This window comes from Micromonospora sp. SCSIO 07396 (genome assembly GCF_053667945.1).
In genome coordinates, this window is the sequence record NZ_CM132210.1 from 6,493,227 (window position 1) to 6,509,682 (window position 16,456).

General features: G+C 70.4%; 16 protein-coding genes. 9 read left to right on the plus strand and 7 right to left on the minus strand.

Annotated features, from left to right (window positions below):
• Nucleotides 1-6 precede the first annotated feature (6 nt).
• Genes ACWCHM_RS28685 through ACWCHM_RS28695 form a run of 3 tightly spaced genes read right to left on the minus strand, consistent with a single transcriptional unit; the run spans nt 7 to nt 2,159 of the window.
• Nucleotides 7-528: a hypothetical protein gene (locus ACWCHM_RS28685; RefSeq protein ID WP_281901646.1), complete on the minus strand. Its 522-nt coding sequence runs from the start codon at nt 526-528 to the stop codon at nt 7-9.
• A 30-nt stretch (nt 529-558) separates the two neighbouring features.
• Nucleotides 559-1,644 (minus strand): hypothetical protein, encoded by a 1,086-nt coding sequence (locus ACWCHM_RS28690; protein ID WP_454220538.1) that lies wholly within the window; start codon nt 1,642-1,644, stop codon nt 559-561.
• On the minus strand, nt 1,641-2,159 hold the full coding sequence (locus tag ACWCHM_RS28695) for a SigE family RNA polymerase sigma factor (RefSeq protein WP_454220539.1): 519 nt from the start codon (nt 2,157-2,159) through the stop codon (nt 1,641-1,643). Before ACWCHM_RS28695 ends, ACWCHM_RS28690 begins: the two co-directional genes overlap by 4 nt.
• 416 nt (nt 2,160-2,575) lie before the next feature.
• On the opposite strand from ACWCHM_RS28695, the gene ACWCHM_RS28700 reads away from it, so the two are divergent.
• The 4 genes from ACWCHM_RS28700 to ACWCHM_RS28715 all read left to right on the plus strand — a co-directional run bounded on the left by ACWCHM_RS28700 (nt 2,576) and on the right by ACWCHM_RS28715 (nt 4,607).
• A complete protein-coding gene (locus ACWCHM_RS28700; RefSeq protein WP_454220540.1) occupies nt 2,576-3,343 on the plus strand; it encodes a hypothetical protein in 768 nt (255 codons plus the stop codon).
• A 58-nt stretch (nt 3,344-3,401) separates the two neighbouring features.
• Nucleotides 3,402-3,890 (plus strand): methylated-DNA--[protein]-cysteine S-methyltransferase, encoded by a 489-nt coding sequence (locus tag ACWCHM_RS28705; protein WP_281901651.1) that lies wholly within the window; start codon nt 3,402-3,404, stop codon nt 3,888-3,890.
• Between the two features lie 127 nt (nt 3,891-4,017).
• Nucleotides 4,018-4,224 carry a ribbon-helix-helix protein, CopG family gene (locus ACWCHM_RS28710; RefSeq protein ID WP_091249088.1) on the plus strand — a complete coding sequence of 69 codons (207 nt, stop codon included), beginning with the start codon at nt 4,018-4,020 and terminating at the stop codon, nt 4,222-4,224.
• Nucleotides 4,221-4,607 carry a hypothetical protein gene (locus ACWCHM_RS28715; protein WP_454220542.1) on the plus strand — a complete coding sequence of 129 codons (387 nt, stop codon included), beginning with the start codon at nt 4,221-4,223 and terminating at the stop codon, nt 4,605-4,607. Before ACWCHM_RS28710 ends, ACWCHM_RS28715 begins: the two co-directional genes overlap by 4 nt.
• A gap of 57 nt (nt 4,608-4,664) precedes the next feature.
• Here ACWCHM_RS28715 and ACWCHM_RS28720 read toward each other — a convergent pair whose 3' ends face one another.
• On the minus strand, nt 4,665-5,744 hold the full coding sequence (locus tag ACWCHM_RS28720; RefSeq protein WP_204958350.1) for an inositol-3-phosphate synthase: 1,080 nt from the start codon (nt 5,742-5,744) through the stop codon (nt 4,665-4,667).
• Nucleotides 5,745-5,767: 23 nt separating this feature from the next.
• Complete coding sequence (locus tag ACWCHM_RS28725; RefSeq protein WP_145922454.1) at nt 5,768-6,406, minus strand: PadR family transcriptional regulator; 639 nt, start codon at nt 6,404-6,406, stop codon at nt 5,768-5,770.
• Between the two features lie 175 nt (nt 6,407-6,581).
• Here ACWCHM_RS28725 and ACWCHM_RS28730 point away from each other — a divergent pair, with 175 nt between their 5' ends.
• From ACWCHM_RS28730 to ACWCHM_RS28740, 3 genes are all read left to right on the plus strand, one after another.
• Nucleotides 6,582-7,028, plus strand: a complete 447-nt coding sequence (locus tag ACWCHM_RS28730; protein WP_204958349.1) for a DUF5318 domain-containing protein — start codon at nt 6,582-6,584, stop codon at nt 7,026-7,028.
• Nucleotides 7,029-7,225: 197 nt separating this feature from the next.
• The gene (locus ACWCHM_RS28735; RefSeq protein ID WP_454220544.1) at nt 7,226-10,144 is read left to right on the plus strand and encodes a transglycosylase domain-containing protein; all 2,919 of its coding nucleotides are present in this window, start codon (nt 7,226-7,228) and stop codon (nt 10,142-10,144) included.
• A 165-nt stretch (nt 10,145-10,309) separates the two neighbouring features.
• Nucleotides 10,310-11,818 (plus strand): glycosyltransferase family 87 protein, encoded by a 1,509-nt coding sequence (locus tag ACWCHM_RS28740; protein ID WP_454220546.1) that lies wholly within the window; start codon nt 10,310-10,312, stop codon nt 11,816-11,818.
• A gap of 151 nt (nt 11,819-11,969) precedes the next feature.
• Here the strand turns inward: ACWCHM_RS28740 and ACWCHM_RS28745 are convergent, their stop codons facing one another.
• Both ACWCHM_RS28745 and ACWCHM_RS28750 read right to left on the minus strand, forming a co-directional pair.
• A complete protein-coding gene (locus ACWCHM_RS28745; RefSeq protein ID WP_454220547.1) occupies nt 11,970-13,913 on the minus strand; it encodes a hypothetical protein in 1,944 nt (647 codons plus the stop codon).
• A 315-nt stretch (nt 13,914-14,228) separates the two neighbouring features.
• The gene (locus ACWCHM_RS28750; protein WP_454220548.1) at nt 14,229-15,011 is read right to left on the minus strand and encodes a deoxyribonuclease IV; all 783 of its coding nucleotides are present in this window, start codon (nt 15,009-15,011) and stop codon (nt 14,229-14,231) included.
• A gap of 515 nt (nt 15,012-15,526) precedes the next feature.
• On the opposite strand from ACWCHM_RS28750, the gene rpsF reads away from it, so the two are divergent.
• A complete protein-coding gene (gene rpsF / locus ACWCHM_RS28755; RefSeq protein ID WP_088643630.1) occupies nt 15,527-15,817 on the plus strand; it encodes a 30S ribosomal protein S6 in 291 nt (96 codons plus the stop codon).
• Between the two features lie 77 nt (nt 15,818-15,894).
• The gene (locus ACWCHM_RS28760; RefSeq protein ID WP_204958344.1) at nt 15,895-16,431 is read left to right on the plus strand and encodes a single-stranded DNA-binding protein; all 537 of its coding nucleotides are present in this window, start codon (nt 15,895-15,897) and stop codon (nt 16,429-16,431) included.
• Nucleotides 16,432-16,456: the final 25 nt, after the last annotated feature.

Below are 16,456 nucleotides of genomic sequence, written 5' to 3' on the forward strand. Positions count from 1 at the left end.
GAGGGGTCAGTAGGTCTCGACGTGCACGCTGGTCTCGCTCAGCGTCTGCACCACGAAGATCTGCGCGCCGAGCGGGATGGGCCGGTCGGCGCGGGCGTTGAGTTTCACGGGTTGGCCGGCGACGCGGACCCGGACCTCGCCGTAGCCGGCGTCCGGGATCGGGGTGACCACCAGGCCGAGCGCGCCGACCAGGTCGTCCCGGGTGGGGGTGGCGTCGGTGCGCATGTCGCGCGCCGCCCGGCTCAGCCGCCCCGCCAGCCACGCGGTGGGCACCGCGGCGAGCGCGCCGCCACCGACCGCCGCCGCGATCATCCCCGGGGTACGCCCACCGAGCAGTTCGTTGACGATGGCCGCGCCGAAGCCGAACGCGCCGAGGAAACCGGCGACCGCCTCGACGGAGACCGGACCGTCGACGTCGGGATGACCGAAATGCAGAAGTTCACCGCCGAGCAGGGCGAGCGCAAGCACGCCGACGCCCGCCCCACCGATGATCAGAAAGATGAGCGTCCCCGTGGCCACGACCTGCACGGTAGCGACCGGACGCAACGTCCCGCGTGATCATTTGGGGGCGACGGACACCGTCCGTTCGGCCAACTCCCGCGGCAGCGGCAGCCGTTGCAACTCGTGTCCGGCGGGGTTGGCAAGCACGACGTCCCGGTAACCACCTGGCCGCCGGTACAGCAGCCGGTCGTCGTCGACCCAGGCGACGTCGGCCACCGGCAGCGTGCCGAGCACCGTGCCGGTGACCGCGTCGACCAGCAGCGGCTCCCGCTGCCCCTGGACCACCACCCGGTTCCCGTCGGGCGACCAGGACCACGGACCGGCCGGGTCGCCGGGGATCTTGACGAACCGGGTCGGCCGCCCGTCGTCGGCGGAGAAGAACTGCACCCCCCAGCGCGGATGGCGGTTGCTCTCGGACTGTGGCGCGAAACTGTCGGTCAGGGGCAACGTCAGCTCCCGGCCGTCCCGGGTCCAGGTGAAGACGCAGTGGTCGGTGCAGCGGTACCTGACCGGGTCGATCCGGTACTCCCGGTACCGCCCGCCGACCTCCAGCACACCGAGGCGGTTCACCCCGCCCCGCAGGACGGTCACCGCCAACCGGCGGCCGTCCGGCGACCACTGGACGGCCAGCGCACCCCGGACCCGCTGCCAACGCAGCTTTCCGGTGGCCGCGTCGGCGAGGCCGAGCTGGCCGGGGTGCTGCTCGTCCCGGACGGCGGTGACCGTGCCGGTGGGGGCCGGCCACACCTCGGCGTATCCGCCGGCACGGACGTAACGGGACCGGGTGCGGTCCAGCACGTACCCGGTGCCGCCGGTCACGCCGCCGGTGACCACCCAGCCGCCGGGCAGCGCCAACGGCCGGGCCGGCCAGTCGGCACCGGGGGTGGGCAGCAGCGTCGTGCCGGGGGTGGGGCTCGGCGTGGGCTGAGCCGGTTGGACCGGTCGGTCCGGCCGGAGCAGCACGAGCGGCACCAGCAGGGCCGTGACCGCCGCCACCGCGACGCCCGCGGCGGCCACCCGCCGCCGGGTCCGCCGCCGTCGGCCCCGGATCAGCGCCGCCAGGGCCAGCCCCGGTGCCGGTCGCGCCTCCTCGGCGAGATCGTGTACGGCTGCCCGCAGCGCATCCTCCGCCGGCCGGTTCATCGCTCCACCTCCGGACTGCTGGCGGGATCGAAGGACGGCACCAGCTCCCGCAGCCGGGCCAGGGCGCGCGACGCCTGGCTGGCGACCGTGCCGGCCCGGCATCCGAGGAGCGCGGCGGTCTGCTCCACGCTGAGGTCCTCCAGGTAGCGCAGGGTCAACACCGCCCGTTGTCGGGGCGGCAGGCTCCGCAGCGCTTCGCGCAGCAGCATCCGCAGCTCGCTGTCGTGGCCGCTGTCCCGATCCCCGGGCCGCTCGGGCAGGACGGGCATCGGCACCTCGCGTCGCCGGGCCAGCCGTCGCCAACCGGAGACCTGGTCGTGGTAGAGGATCCGGCGCACGTACGGCTCGGCGTCACCCCGGATCCGGGGCCACCTGGCGTACGCCTTGGCCAGCGCGTTCTGCAACAGGTCCTCGGCGGCGTGCTGGCTGCCCGCCAGCGCGTACGCGACGCGCAGCAGCGCGTCCCCCCGTTCGTTGACGAACGCGGTGAACTCCCCGTCGGTGCCTTCGGTCACCGTTCACCTCCGTACCAAAGACGCCCGGCGGTGGCTGAACCTTGCCTCGTCCGACACACTTTGTCGCCGTCGCCTGCCGACCGCTGCCGCCTGGTCCCGCTCGGGACCAGGCGGGGAGGCGTCGGGCGCCCGTCCCGGGATCGGGCGGCGGTCCGTTGCGCCGCACCGCACCTGAAGCGCCTTCCGCTGCACAGCGCGTGTATAAAACTACTTTCCCGCGCAATTATCGGCAGATGGGAGTTGACCGTTCCGGGCGAGGGGGAATGCCTTGCGCTAGCGGTAACTCCTATCTAACATATTGACAACGCCGAATTGCTGATCCGAGGTGAAGATCCGGATAAATCGAACCTTGACGCGTACCTCTCCTCTCCAGGGGGCGCCAGCAGGGGCGTTCCTTTGCGAACGAGGAGGAATTCATGAGGGAATTCAGAATCAGTCGACGGGACGGGCTCACCGCGCTGGCCGCCGGCCTGGGTGCCGCACTGCTCGGTACGGGCCCTGCCGGTCGGGCCACCGCCGGGGTGGGCGGGGACGTCGGGCTGGCCACCGCGTCCCCGAAGGACCCGGTCGGGTACGACATCACGATTCTGAACGAGTCCGCGCTCGACGGCATGAATGCCATCCTCTTCCAGGAGATGCCCCAGCTCCCCAGCGACGCGGTGACGCTCGCCTGGATGTCGAAGATGTGCCACCCGTCCACCACGGTCGAATACCAGTGGACCATCGACTACAACTTCGTCTGGGGTCAGGTCGGCACACTCGTACCCGGAACGCAGTTCGTGGCGGGCCAGACCCTGTCGGCCGACCTGACCCAGAACAACCTGGTCACCCTCTCCTACGTCAAAGGCGGCTTCGAATTCGGACCGACCAGTTCCTCCGGAAAGAACGGAAGCCTGATAATCAAGGAGGACGACACCGTTCCCGGGCCGGGCAACCAGGATCAGGGAAGCGTGGGCATCGGCATGTCGGGGGCCGGTACGTTCGTCGTGCCGACCCTGACGAACGCCGGAGTCGAGTTCGACCCGAAGCCCACCTACTGGGTCGCCTTCGGGAGCTTCGAGAGCAGCGAGGTGATGGACGTCTCCGAACTCACCACGCCCGCACAGGTGTCGTACCCCGACGGCATGACCAGCGCGAAGGCCGCCTTCGACGGCAAGAGCTGGAGCATCTCCTACGGGAACTAGGGCCGACCCCGCCGCCCTGCCACCCCCGGTGTCGGTCGGGGCGGGAAGAATGGTCGGTATGCGCTGGACCGTGCTCGACTCGCCGATCGGGGAGTTCTCCGTCGCCACCGACGACACGGCGGTCTGCGGCACGCACTTCGGTCGGGTCACGTCGGCCGCCGACCGGCCCGCCGACGGGCTGGCCGGCCGGGCGGTCGCGGAGCTGCGGGCGTACTTCGCCGGTGAACTGACCGGGTTCACGGTGCCGGTGGAGGCGCCGCGCGGCTCCGAGTTCGAGCGCGCCGTGTGGCGGGAGATGACCCGCATCCCGTACGGCGAGACGCTCACCTACGGCGAGGTGGCCCGACGGGTCGGCGATCCCGGGGCGGCGCGGGCGGTCGGGGTGGCCTGCAACCGCAACCCGGTACCGGTGATCGTCCCCTGTCACCGGATCGTCGGCGCGGGCGGCAAACTGGTCGGCTTCGGTGGCGGGCTGCCCCGCAAGGTGACGCTGCTGGAGTTGGAGGCGGGGGTGGCGCTGCGCCGCGCCTGGCTGCCCGAGGGGTGATCGCACAGTCCGTCCGCCCCGATCCGAGCGATCCTCGCCACCATCGTCCCGGACGATGACCCAGCGAGGAGGAGACGTGGCGTCGAGCGTGGTTGACCAGCCGACCGACGAGTTATACAACTCTGGTATGGCCTTCACCCTGAACCTGAAGCCCGAGGTCGAGCAGCGACTCAAGGAGCTCGCCGAGGCGGAGCACCGGTCGATGCACAAGACGGTCGAGGTGGCGGTACAGGCCTACCTGGACCGGCACGACCGGGACGAGTGGACCCGCCAGGCCGCCCGCCGGGTTCGCGAGCGGAACGCCGAGTTCTACGAGATGCTGGGCGACCGGTGACGCGGGCCTGGCCGGACGCCGAGGATCTGCTGCTCCTGCTCGCGGACAGCACCCCATCCCGAACCATAGTGCGTGACGGTGGGATTCTCTTCGCCTCGGCAGCGCGTCCCCATGCCCAACTGTTGCAGGGCCGGGTCTATCCGACACCGCTGGACCAGGCGGCCGCACTCCTGCACGCGATCATGATCTGGCGTCCCCTCGACATGTGGAACGCCAGTCTCGCCTGGACGGCGGCGGACGTTCGCCTGGAACGTTCCGGCTTCGTCCTCACCATGCCGGCCAAGGACCGGATGGCGTTGACCGACGCGTTGACCAGTGGCGAGGTCGACTCGGTCGAGGAGTTGGCGCTGCGGCTGTCGCCGTACCTGGAGATGGCGGACTGAACGCGCGAGGGCCGGGTCCGTGCGGACCCGGCCCTCGGCGGTGCGGTGGTCGGCGGGTCAGCGCTCGACGTCGCCGGTGATGAAGCCCTCGACGGCGGCGTGCGCGTCGTGGTCGGCGTACTGCACCGGCGGGGACTTCATGAAGTACGAGGAGGCCGACAGGATCGGGCCACCGATCTTGCGGTCCAGCGCGATCTTGGCGGCCCGGACGGCGTCGATGATGACACCCGCCGAGTTCGGCGAGTCCCACACCTCGAGCTTCAGTTCGGCGTTGAGCGGGGTGTCACCGAAGGAACGACCCTCCAGGCGGATGTACGCCCACTTGCGGTCGTCCAGCCACGGCACGTGGTCCGACGGGCCGATGTGCACGTCGCTCTTGACCATCTCGTGCGGGATCTGGGACGTGACCGACTGGGTCTTCGAGATCTTCTTCGAGACCAGCCGGTTGCGCTCCAGCATGTTCATGAAGTCCATGTTCCCGCCGAAGTTGAGCTGGTAGGTGCGCAGCAGCTCGACCCCACGGTCCTCGAACAGCTTCGCCAGCGCGCGGTGCACGATGGTGGCGCCGACCTGGCTCTTGATGTCGTCGCCGACGATCGGCAGACCGGCGTCGGTGAACTTCTGCGCCCACTGCGGGTCGGAGGCGATGAAGACCGGCAGCGCGTTGACGAAGGCGCAGCCGGCGTCGATCGCGGCCTGGGCGTAGAACTTCGCCGCCTGCTCGGAACCGACCGGCAGGTAGCAGACGACCACGTCGACCTGGGCGTCGCGCAGCGCCTTGGTCACGTCGACCGCCTCGGCGTCGGACTCCTCGATGATCTCGCGGTAGTACTGGCCCAGGCCGTCGAAGGTCGGGCCGCGCTGCACGGTGACGCCGGTGGGCGGCACGTCGCAGAGCTTGATGGTGTTGTTCTCGCTGGCGACGATCGCCTCCGCGAGGTCCATGCCGACCTTCTTGGCGTCCACGTCGAACGCCGCGACAAAGTCCACGTCCGATACGTGGTAGTCGCCGAAGGTGACGTGCATGAGACCCGGGACGCGGTCGTTCGGGTCGGCGTTGCGGTAGTACTCCACGCCCTGCACGAGGGACGAGGCGCAGTTACCCACACCGACGATGGCGACGCGGACGGAGCCCATAGCGTCTGCCTCCTTCTTCTTCATCACGGCCGCTCTTTCCTGGACTCTCCAGGCGGAGGCGGGCTGTTGTTGTCTCGTGGACCGTCGGCCACCCCGGGTCGCGGGGCGGTCGGGGCACGGCCGGAGCGCTCGTTGGCGATGAGCTCCTCCAGCCAACGGACCTCACGCTCGCAGGCGTCGAGGCCGTGGCGTTGCAGTTCCAGGGTGTACGCGTCGAGTCGCTCGGCCGCCCGGCCCAGCACGTCCCGAAGTCCTTCGCGACGTTCCTCGATCGTGCGCCGGCGGCCCTCCAGGATGCGCAGCCGGGTCGCCTGGTCGGTGCGGGCGAAGAACGCGAAGTGCACGCCGAAACCCGTGTCGTCGTACGTCTCCGGGCCGGCCTGCGCGATCAGCTGCGCGAACCGTTCCTTGCCCTCTGCGGTGATCTTGTAGACCACCCGACCGCGTCGGCTGGTCAGCGCGGGGACCTCCTCGGCGGTGGCAGGTGTCCCGGCCGCCTCGGTGATCCAACCTGCCGCCTGCAACCGGCGCAGGGTCGGATACAGGGAGCCGTAGCTGATCGCCGCCCGGATGGCGCCGAGCTTGGCGGCGAGCTCCTTGCGGAGTTCGTAGCCGTGCATCGGGGACTCCTGAAGGAGGCCGAGGATGGCGAGTTCCAGCACGGGCCACCCTTCCCCTGCCGTCGGGGCGGAAGGTTAACCGCCTCGATGTATCGGACCGATACATCGCACGTTAGTACCTCGATCGGCGTCCGGGCAAACCCCCGTTGTGCGCCGACCTCTTCACGGATCGTGACGGTGGTCGCCCCGCCCGACCGGAGCGCGTACCCTTTGCCGCATGCGCACGTCTCGCCAGGTGGTCGACTACTCGCTCCAGAAGCGGGCGGTGCTGCGTGACCTCCATGCCGGGCGGGTCGGCACGTACGACGTCTGCGACGCGTCGCCGTACCTGAAGAACGCGGCCCGCTTCCACGGCGAACCGACCGAGCAGCGGTGTCCGATCTGCCGGAGCGAGAACCTGATCCACGTCCACTACATTTACGGGGACGAACTCAGGCAGTCGGCCGGCCAGGCACGTTCCCTGGCCGAATTGCCCGTGCTGGCCATGACGCTGCGTGAGTTCCAGGTCTTCGTGGTGGAGGTGTGCCCCGGCTGTGACTGGAACCATCTCGTCGAGCAGTTCCTGCTCGGCCGGGACGGGCTGGCCGAGGGTGGCCCGGAGCAGGGCACGGCGGAGGCCACCACCGCTGCCACGCAGGGGCGAAGGCGAGAGGCGCAACGGTGAACCTGGCTGATCCGGTCAACTCGGGTGGCGTACGACACAGTCACCGTGACCGGCGGCCCCTCGGCCCGAATGGCCCGAATGATGTGGAATTTGCAGCGCGTCCCCGGCTCCGCGCCGGCCTCCCGACGCGTGTGTCAACTCACGGCAACCCGGTGGTGACGCCCCCGCGTCCCACCGCGACCGGCAGGGTGTGAGGAATGAACTCGTACGGCGATCCCAGTTCCCCGCGTGCGCGGGCCCAGGTACCGGGTTCGAACGGCGGCCCCGGACCGGGGGCGGATGACGGGTACCCCCGGCGGGGCGGTGACGCCCGGGGCGCGGCCCCGGCTGGCCGGGCCCCGGTCGGCGGTGCCGCGCCCACCGGGCGGGCCTCGGCGGCGGTCCCGCCGCCGCGCGCGACAGGTGGCGCCGCCGGATCGGCCTCGGTCGGCCGGGCGACCCCGGGCCGGGCCTCGGTGCCGGTCTCGCCGGCCGGGCCCGGCCGGGCGTCGGTGCCGGTCTCCCCGGCATCGCCGGGATGGGGTGGCCCGGGTCGGGCGTCGGTGCCGGTCTCGCCAGCGGGCGGACCGGCCGGCCGGGCCTCGGTGGGGACAGCCTCTGCGGGCCGGGCCAGCGTCGGCGCGGCCTCGGTCGGCTCCGCCGGGCGGGCCTCCGTGGCGCGGGCCGGCGTCGCGCAGGTCGGTGGCGGGCCGGGTGGCCCGAACGGGCCGGGGCGTGGCTATGGCGGTGGTGGCGGGCGCGGACGCGGTCCGGGTGACCCGGACGCGATGGCGCGGGCGAAGCGGCGCAAGCGGATCAACCTGCTGATCGCCGGCTTTGCCGTCTTCATCATGCTCGCCGGCCTCGGCGTGGTCGGGTTCACCTACTACTCCACCACCGTGGTACTGCCGAACCAGATCAAGCTGCCACTCGCCACCACCATCTACGCGAGCGACAACAAGACGGTCATCGCCAAGGTGGGCGAGCAGAACCGCACCTTCGTCTCGATCAACCAGATCCCGCAGCACATGCGCGACGCGGTGGCGGCGGCGGAGGACAAGAACTTCTACGAGCACGCCGGTGTCGACTACAAGGGCATCGCCCGCGCCGCCTGGAACAACCTCTCCAACGGCGACAAGCAGGGTGCCTCGACGATCACCCAGCAGTACGCCCGCAACGCCTACGAGAACCTCCAAGACGACTCGTACGCGCGGAAGGTGAAGGAGGCGATCGTCGCCTCCAAGCTCAACGATCAGTTCACCAAGGAACAGATCATGGAGCACTACCTCAACACCATCTACTTCGGTCGCAACGCGTACGGCATCGAGGCGGCGGCGTGGGCGTACTTCGGCAAGTCGGTCTCGAAGGTCGACGTGGCCGAGGCCGCCGTGCTCGCCGCGTTGATCAAGCAACCGGAGCCGAGCGCCACGCACAAGGGCTTCGACCCGTCGATCAACCCCACCGAGGCCAAGGACCGCTGGGACTACGTCATCAAGAACATGATCGAGATGCACTGGGTTGACGCCCCCGGCCGGCCGGCGCATCCGACGGAGTACCCGACGAAGACGTTGCAGACCCCCAAGGAGTCCCGGTCGGGCGTCAAGTTCGGGGTCAACACCCCGATCGGTAACGTCATCAACTACGTGTCGGCGGAGATGCGGGAGAAGAAGCTCTGCACCGACAACGACGCGGAGGTGACGGAGCGTAAGCCGCGCTGTTCGGCGATGCTCCGCGAGGGTGGTTACCGGATCAGGACCACCATCGACAACAAGGTGCAGAAGGCCGTCACCAGCGCCGCCCAGCGCAGCACCAAGGGCTCCGAGCTGGACGGTGCCCGTAAGAACCTGATGGCCGCCGTGGTCTCCATCGACCCGCGCAACGGTCGGGTGCTCGGCTACTACGGCGGGGACGACGGCACCGGTACCGACTACGCCGGCACCAACACCGACACCAACGGCAACGTCACCGGTGGGCACTCGCCCGGCTCCAGCTTCAAGATCTACACCCTGGCGGCGGCGCTGGAGGCCGGCAAGTCCGTCGAGTCGCGCTGGAAGGGCCGGGCCTTCACCCCGGAGGGCGTGGAGTTCCGGGTCAGCAACGCCGGCACCGACAACCCCACCTGCGGGGACTCCTGCACGCTGCGGGAGTCGACCCTGAAGTCGTTGAACGTCCCGTTCTACCACGTCAGCCTGGACATCGGTCCCGACAAGATCGTCGACATGGCGGCCAAGGCCGGCGTCAGCATGATGTGGCAGACCAACGTGAGCCCGCCCAAGGGGCACGACCTGACCAAGGAGAAGGCCGCCGACCTGGCGCCCGACCCCTTCTACCACGTGGTCGCCTACGGTCAGTACCCGATCACCGTGCTGGACCACGCCAACGGCATCGCCACCTTCGCCAACAAGGGCATCTACAACAAGGCTCACTTCCTGATCTCCGCCGAGAAGCAGAACAAGGAGACCGGCAAGTGGGAGAAGCTCGGCGGCGAGCAGCTCAAACCGCAGAAGCGGATCAACCCGGACGTGGTCGCCGACGTGACCGACGTGCTGGAGGACTACCCGGGCCGGATCAACCACACTCTGGCCGACGGCCGGAAGGCGACCGCCAAGACCGGCACCTGGGAACTCAAGGAGGGCACCACCCTCAACGGCGACGCCTGGACCGTCGGGTACACCCCGCAGCTCGCCACCGCCGTCTGGGTGGGTAACAAGGGCAAGCGGGAAGCCATCAAGCTGAACGACGGGACCAACATCAGCGGTGCCAACATGCCCGGCGAGATCTGGGAACGGGTCATGAACGGCGCGCTCAAGGGCGAGGAAAAGCTGGACTTCCCGCCGGCGGCGAAGGTCGGCGACCCGGAGTCCGGCAACGGCACCCCGCCGCCGCCCCCGCCGCCGCCGTCGAACCCGAACGGGCAGAACTGCGCCCCGACCGACCTGCAGTGCCTCCTCGGCGGCGGCAACCAGGGCGGCAACCAGGGTGGGAACCAAGGCGGCAACCAGGGCGGAAACCAAGGCGGCAACCAGGGTGGTAATCAGGGTGGGAACCAGGGGGGCGATCCGCCGAACCCGCCCAACCAGAACCTCCCCGGCGGAAACGGCGGCGGCCTCCTGCCGACCCCACGCGCCCGGGACTGAGCCGAACCCGCACCGACAAGCATCAATGCCGCTGCCGGCGACCCGCAGACCTGCGGTCGCCGGCAGCGGCATGTCGCGGATGGGATGGTCCGCGTCGGGCGAACGGATTCCGCACCGCGACATGCTGCTCGTCCGGGAGCCATTCATAGGGCAGGATGCATTCTCATGAGCACCCAGCCGACGGCCGGCATCGACGACGCCGGGAGCAGCGACCACCCGTCCCGATCGGACGGCTTCGTCCGAGGCGTCTCCGAGGCGATCGGCGGGCCGCTCGGCGACCATGCGGTCGCCGTCGACCGGCCCGCCGGTCGGGAGAGCCGGTTCTGGACGGCCGCCCGGATCGTGCTGGCCCTGGCCTGCCTGACCCTGGCCCTGCACTGGGTGCAGAAGGCGCCCTGCCAGAACGGCGCCTGGCAGAACAACATCCAGTACACCCGGATGTGCTACACCGACGTGCTGGCCCTCTACTACGCCGAGGGCCTGCACGAGGGCAAGGTCCCCTACCGGGACCACCCGGTGGAGTACCCGGTGCTCACCGGCTACATGATGGGCGCGCTCGGCCTGCCAGTGCATTCGCTCGGCGTCGACGACCCGACGATCAACCAGGGCCGCTGGTTCTACAACGCCAACGCGTTGGCCCTCAGCGCGCTCGCTGTCGCCACCGTCGGGGTGATCCTCGCCCTGCGCCGTCGACGACCCTGGGACGGGGCCCTGTTCGCGCTGGCCCCGGCGCTGTTCCTCACCGCCACCGTCAACTGGGACTTCCTCGCCATCGGACTGGCCGCCTTCGGGCTGGCCGCCTGGGCGAAACGACAACCCGCCCTGGCCGGCATCCTGCTCGGCCTCGGCGGCGCGGCGAAGATGTGGCCGCTGTTCCTGCTCGGCCCGATCCTGATCCTCGGCCTGCGCGCCGGTCGACTACGGGCCGCGCTCACCGCCGTCGCCACCGGCCTGGTCGCGCTGGTCGCGGTGAACCTGCCGGCGGCGATCCGCTACCCCGACAACTGGGGACGCTTCTTCGAGCTGAACACCACCCGGCCCATCGACTGGGGCACGTTGTGGTACATCGGGCGGTACCTCGACGGCAAGGTGAACACCGGCAGCCCCGGCGACCAGGGCCCGTTCCAGTGGCTGAACGCCAACATCCCGACCCTCAACAACCTGTCGTACGCCCTGTTCGGGCTGGCCTGCATCGGCGTGGCCGTACTGGCGCTGCGGGCACCCCGACGGCCCCGGCTGGCCCAGCTCGCGTTCCTGGTGGTGGCCGCATTCCTGATCTTCAGCAAGGTCTGGTCGCAACAGTTCGTGCTCTGGCTGCTGCCGCTGGCGGTGCTCGCCCGGCCCCGCTGGGGCGCCTTCCTCGCCTGGCAGTTCGCCGAGGTCTGCTACTTCGTCGCCTTCTACGGCGAACTGCTCGGCTCGGCCACCAGCCGTCCGGTCTTTCCCGAGGGGGTCTTCGTGCTGGCCTCGTCGCTGCGGCTCGGCACGGTGGTGGTGCTCTGCGTCCTGATCGTCAAGGACATCCTGCACCCGGAGCGCGACGCGGTCCGCCAGACCTACTCCGACGACCCGGACGGCGGCGTGCTCGACGGGGCCCCCGACGCCCCCTGGCTGGACAGATTCCGCCGCAAGACCCCCACCCCCGAACCCGAACCAGCCCCCACCCCCGCCTGACACCACGCAACCCCAACCCCCACCCAGACGCGCAAGTCCAAGACGGCCGTGCGCCCGTCAGGTTTGCGGGGGAGCCCAGCCGGCGCAGGGATCAAGCCTGACCGCCCGGAGCCGGCTGGGCTCCCCGCAAACCCCCCACCGCAACCTGACCTCAGAGACGGAACACCACGGCGTTGCCGACCTGCTGGCGGGTGATGCCCAACTGTTCGACGGACGCCTCCACCGTCACCTCCCACGGCGTACCGACGATCTGGTCCCGCAACACCACCACGTTGCGGACGCCGAGGGTGCGCAGGTAGTCGACGCTGGTCTGGTCGGGGAAGGCCGCCGACACCCGGCGTACGTCGTCGAGCTGCTTCGGGGTGAAGCCGCTGCCCCCGTTGACCACCTGCTGGAACCGGCTGGTCGACCAGAGCATCACCGGCTGGTCCTGGTTCTGACCGCTGGGCAGCACCAGCAACGGACCGTCCACTGTGCGCATCGCCTCCGGCTGTTCCGGCACCACCGGGTGCGGGGTGTTGTTCAGCCCCTCCACCAGCACCAGCAGCAGCGGCAGCAGGGTGACCGCCCGCAGCCACGGCGACGGCCGGGCGGGCACCCGGTCGGTGCTGATCTCGCGTACCCGCCGGGCGAAGGCGCTCACCGCACCGGCCGCGAGCAGGCCGAGCAGGAGCGTCGTCCAGAGCATCATCCGTCCCGGGGTACGCAGCCCGTTGAACCCGGGCAGGTGTTCGAACAGCGGGGCGTAGGTGAAGGTGCCGTCGAAGAACCGGGTCCCCATCGCGAGGACCATGGTGACGATCACCCCGGCGAGCATCAGCAGCCGGTGCCGCAGCCGCCACACCGAGAAGAACAGCCCACCGGCCGCCAGCGCGTACAGCACGAAGCCCGGCAGCAGGGTCATCTCCGGATGCCAGGGCAACGCGGCCCGAGCCCCCTCGTGCAGCCCGCCCCAGATCCACGACTCGGCGGGCGCGGTGAAGAAACCGCTGGCCGGCGGCGAGTAGACGCCGATGTCGCCGAGGGTGCGTTCCGCGTTCGGGTGCAGCTCGGCGACCTTGAAGTACGGCACCGCCAGCAGCGCGCCGACGGCGGCGAAGAGCAGCCCGCCGACCAGGTCGGCGACGAACAACCGACGACCGAAGGGCCGCCGCGCGCCCCGTAGCCGCCGCCAGAACCACACCGCCGCCGCGACCAGCAGGACCAGCGCGAGGACGTACGCGAAGACCAGGCCGATGCCGAAGCCCAGGCTGAGCTGCCAGGCGGCCACCGCCCACCCGGCGTACGCCCAGCCGACCCGGCGGCGCTCGGGACGGTAACCGTGCCGCAGTGACCAGCCGTGTCCCCGGGCCAGCATGGCCAGCGCCAACGGGATACCACCGTTGGAGACGATGTGCAGGTGACCGGCCTGGGCGAGCAGCCACGGCGCGTAGGTGTAGCTGACCCCGGCGACGGCCGATCCGATCCGGCCCGCGCCCAACTGCCGGGCCAGCACGTACGCTCCGAACGTGGCCATCGCGTGGGCCAGCACGAACATGATGTTGTAGCGGAGCACGGCGGCGTCCGGACCGGTGCCGAGTAGGCCGGCTGGGGCGTACCCGAGCAGCATGTCGGAGAAGGCGAAGCTCCACGGTTCCGGGAAGAACGTGTTGGACTGGAACAGCTGCCCGGGGTTCGTTCGCAGGGCGTGCCCGGACCAGGCCATCTGCCAGGCCTGGAGACTCGGATCCCAGTAGTCCTGGGGGAGCGTGTAGAGCGGGTAGCGCAGCGTGGGCCAGGTCAGTCCCACGGCCAGGGCGAGCGAGGCGAGGACGGCGAGCGTCCACTCGTGCACCAGGAACCGGCCGGTGGCGCGGACGGTGCGTCCGGGGCGGCCGGGCACCGGCTCCGGCGCGGGCGCGAACGAGGTCCACGGATCGGCCTCGGCGGCCGGCTCCTGCCGCTCCGCTCCGCTCCCGGCCGGCTCGTCGCTTCGGTCCTTGCCGGCCTCGTCTTTCCCGGCCTCGTCTTTCCCGGCCTTGTCCTCGCCGGGGTCGTCCTTCCCGGCCTTGTCCGTGCCGGCGTCGTCCTTGCCGGCCCTGCTTCTGCGGAACATGTCCTTCCAGGTCCTGCGCCTGCCGGTCTGGTCGGGCGTAGTGCCGGTCTGGTCGGCTGCCGTCGCTGCGGGCTTTTCCGTCGTCGTCCCCGCCGGCTGGGCCTCTGCGCCGGACCCGGCCGGCTTCGGGTCGGACCCGGCCGGCTCTGCGTCGGAGTCGGTGGTCGGGGGTGGCCCGTTACCGTCCGGCTCGGAGCTGTCGCGCGCGTCGGGTGCCGGCCGGTCCTGCGGCGACCCCGCCCCGGAGGTCTGGTCTGTGCCGCCGGTCTGCCGTGAGGGCGGGCTGCCGCCCGTCGCGTTGGTGGTCATCGGCGCTCAGGCCCCCGCCCCGAGCTGCTCGCGGAGGAAGGCGATGTCCGCGCCCTGACCCGTGGCCCCGCCGGGGGTCTCCACGATGACCGGGGCGTCCGCCGCCCGGATCACCGCCACCAGCAGCTCCGGGTCGATGGTGCCGCCGTCGAGGTTGTCGTGCCGGTCCTGCCCGGAGTTGAATCCGCCCTTGGAGTTGTTCGCGTGCACCAGGTCGATCCGGCCGGTGATCGCCTTGACCCGGTCGACCAGGTCGAGCAGTTCCTCGCCCCCGGCGTACGCGTGGCAGGTGTCGAGGCAGAAGCCCACCTCGTAGTCACCGAGGGCGTCCCAGAGCCGGGCCAGTGCGTCGAGCCGCCGGGCGCAGGCGTTGTCGCCGCCGGCGGTGTTCTCGATCAGCACCGGTACGGGGAATCCGCCGGAGTCGGCCGCGTACGCGAAGGTCTTGCGCCAGTTGTCGAAGCCGACCGCGAGGTCGTCACCGGCGTTGACGTGGCCACCGTGCACGATCAGCCCCCGGGCGTCGAGCTGCGCCGCCGCGATGGCGTGGCCCAGCAGCAGCTTGCGGCTGGGGATGCGGATGCGGTTGTTGAGGGTGGCCACGTTGATGACGTACGGGGCGTGGACGTAGACGTCCACAGCGGCGGCGCGCAGCCGGTCGGCGTCCTCCCGGGGTTTCGGGGCCTTCCAGCCCTGCGGGTCGGAGAGGAAGAACTGCACCGCCTCGGCGGCACGGGTGGCCGCCTCCGCCAACGGGTCGGCCTGGTCGACGTGGGCTCCGATACGCATGCAGGCGAGCCTACGTCCCACCCCCGACGTGCGAGGGGTGACGGTGGTGGGCAAGTCGCGCCCGCGGGACGTGCGGCGTCACCGGTCGGGGCCGGCGATCGTTGAGGGGAGTGGAACAGCCGGACGAATAGTTTCAATTCGGCTATCACGTGACGATCGCCGTTGTATCGTCAGATAACAACAGGATGAAGCTCCGCGGGGTGTCCTCGATCCAACCTCATCGGTGTGGTCGTTCCTCCCCAGGTCCCACCCAAGGAATGCGGACGGGACGCCCCGCGGCCCCGTGGACAGGGGTCCGCCGTCGGCCTTCGGGTGTCGCGGCGGGCCCCTGTCACCGTCGTCGTCCCCACCGCCGACCTGCCGGGTCGACCTGCCCGGGGGTGATCGTCGGGACCGGGTATCCTGGTCCGGTTGTCCGCGTCCGGCCGGGTTCCCCCGGCGCGGGGCGGGTACGACGCACGACCTCCTGCCACGGAAGGACCGTGGCCGCCTAGCCCACAGGAGGTGAGCACGTCTTGCGTCACTACGAAGTCATGGTGATCCTCGATCCCAGTCTCGAGGAGCGCACCGTCGCCCCGTCGCTCGACACGTACCTGAACGTGATCCGGACCGCGGGTGGCTCGGTGGAGAAGACCGACGTGTGGGGCCGCCGGCGCCTCGCGTACGAGATCAACAAGAAGGCCGAGGGCATCTACGCCGTCGTCGACCTTCAGGCGACGCCGGAGGCGGTGGCCGAACTCGACCGCCAGCTGCGGCTGAACGAGTCCGTGCTGCGCACCAAGGTCATCCGACCGGAAATGCGCTAAGCATCCAACCCGGTTCGCCCGGATCAACCTCATCGTGATGTCGGAGGGCTCTGAGAGCCTGTACGGCAGAACGCTGAGTGCGCGAGGAGTTGGTCATGGCAGGAGACACCACCATCACGGTCATCGGCAATCTGACCGATGACCCCGAGCTGCGGTTCACCCCGTCCGGTGCGGCGGTCGCCAAGTTCCGGGTCGCATCGACGCCCCGGTTCATGGACAGGACCACCAACGAATGGAAGGACGGCGAGCCGCTCTTCCTGGCCTGCACCGTGTGGCGGCAGGCGGCGGAGCACGTCGCCGAGTCGCTCCAGCGGGGCGCCCGCGTGATCGTCTCGGGTCGGCTGCGCCAGCGGTCGTACGAGACCCGCGAGGGTGAGAAGCGCACCGTCATCGAGCTTGAGGTCGACGAGATCGGCCCGTCGCTGCGCTACGCCACGGCGAAGGTGCAGAAGATGTCGCGCTCCGGTGGCGGCGGTGGTGGCTTCGGCTCCGGTGGCGGTGGCAACCAGGGCGGCGGCGGAGGCAACTTCGACGACCCCTGGGCCTCTGCTGCTCCGGCCCCCTCCTCCCGCGGTGGTTCGGGCGGCAACTTCGACGAGGAGCCTCCGTTCTAATGGCGCCGAGCGCCCGCGATCGCAA